This window comes from Flavobacterium aureirubrum (genome assembly GCF_038739835.1).
In the GTDB taxonomy this organism is placed as follows: Bacteria; Bacteroidota; Bacteroidia; order Flavobacteriales; family Flavobacteriaceae; genus Flavobacterium; species Flavobacterium aureirubrum.
The window spans coordinates 1-1,411 of record NZ_JBCGDO010000069.1 but is presented as its reverse complement, the minus strand read 5'-3'; the positions used below and the strand labels follow the sequence as shown (position 1 = coordinate 1,411).

2 protein-coding genes are annotated in these 1,411 nt (G+C 37.6%); one reads left to right on the top strand and one right to left on the bottom strand.

Annotated features, from left to right (window positions below; genetic code table 11):
- On the top strand, positions 1-482 hold a 482-nt coding region (locus tag WFZ85_RS15945; RefSeq protein ID WP_342697244.1), incomplete at its 5' end, for a transposase.
- Positions 483-683: 201 nt separating this feature from the next.
- Here WFZ85_RS15945 and WFZ85_RS15940 read toward each other — a convergent pair.
- Positions 684-1,253: a super-infection exclusion protein B gene (locus tag WFZ85_RS15940; RefSeq protein ID WP_342697243.1), complete on the bottom strand. Its 570-nt coding sequence runs from the start codon at positions 1,251-1,253 to the stop codon at positions 684-686.
- Positions 1,254-1,411 lie beyond the last annotated feature (158 nt).

The following is a 1,411-nucleotide window of genomic DNA, read 5'->3' as shown; positions in this document are numbered from 1 at the left end:
GTCGCACCGAAGAAAGCGGTTATATGTACCAAAAATACCGAACACCAGCCTGCAAAACCTGCCCAGTAAAAGACCAATGCACCAGTAGAAAAGGAGGACGAGAGATTGATCGAAGCCAATATGCCGACGCCGTAGAAGAAAATCACCAGCGCTACCAAGCCAACCCACAACTGTACCGAAAGAGGCAAGAAATTAATGAGCACATTTTTGGCACCATAAAGCGAAAATGGGGATACAACTACACCGATTTAATAGGATTAGAAAAAGTAAATGGCGAACACAGTTTGATCATGCTAGTCTACAACATCAAACGCAGCATCAACATCCTTGGTGTCCCCGATTTGATAGCCAAACTCAAGAGTTGGAACTCACCTTACAAGAGAAAGGTCTTGTTTTTGATAAAAACGACCTATATAAAACTGTTTTTAGCCACAATTCTTTTTAAAACCAGTCAAAGCAAATCAAAAATCAGCATGGCTTAAAACTCGTTTAAAGCAGTTTTAAAAAGTAAAACAGTAGAGAAAAGAGGGTTTATTCACAGCCTGACGTTCCGCCGCTAGCCGACTGTGGCGGTCAAAGCGAAACGATTTTTTCTTACTAAGATAAACGTTTTTCGTGTAAACCAAACACCGAACTAGCACATTCGAGCCATAGCGGCTAGCGGCTGTTAGCTGCTGGGCGAATTAGTAATTCCAAATTCCTTTCTCAAGAAAATGCGGTCTGCTTTGTTCAATTTGTTCTTGCGTCATTTTATTTAACCCAAAATATTCATTTGGATTTATTACAGAACGCATGTATTTGTTCATTGTGAAAGTTGTCTTTTTACCATTAATCATAAAGCTATTAGGGCCAAGAGATGATGTTATAAAGAGCACGTCCTTACTAATCAATCCTGTAATGACAGGATGGTCGAAAGGAAAATCCAAAGCGTGTCGATTTTGAATGAAGAATTCTCTAATGACAGAAATTTCATGAGCATCTAAATTTTCAAGTGTTTTTCTGTACTCTTTTTTTAGTTGAATTGTCAAATAGAATACTCGAATTTGAGTAATTATGAATTTAATAATATTTGTGATGAGTAACCCACAACCTAATAACCAAATTATATAAGCATAAAATCCGACAGTTGTTTTCGGGTCGGCTTTAATTAACACATAATTACCTCCATAAAAAACAAAAGTTCCAACTACAGCAATTACCAGAAAAAACACCGATGGAAGCTTTTTTATTTCAAAAATATCTTTGATGCTCATAATTTCTCGTTTTACGGGTTTACGCCTTGCAGCTAATCGGGTCAGGCAAGGGAATCGCACCCTTGCCTTCCCACAGAACCGTACGTGAAAGTCTCCCTTCATACGGCTCTTCATGTTAATAAATCATTCTAAAAGTAATAACTTTTATGGATATACCA

What these genes read in the sequence shown, in the direction of transcription:
- WFZ85_RS15940 (WP_342697243.1), bottom strand. Translation starts at nt 1,253, where the DNA reads ATGAGCATCAAAGATATTTTTGAAATAAAAAAGCTTCCATCGGTGTTT.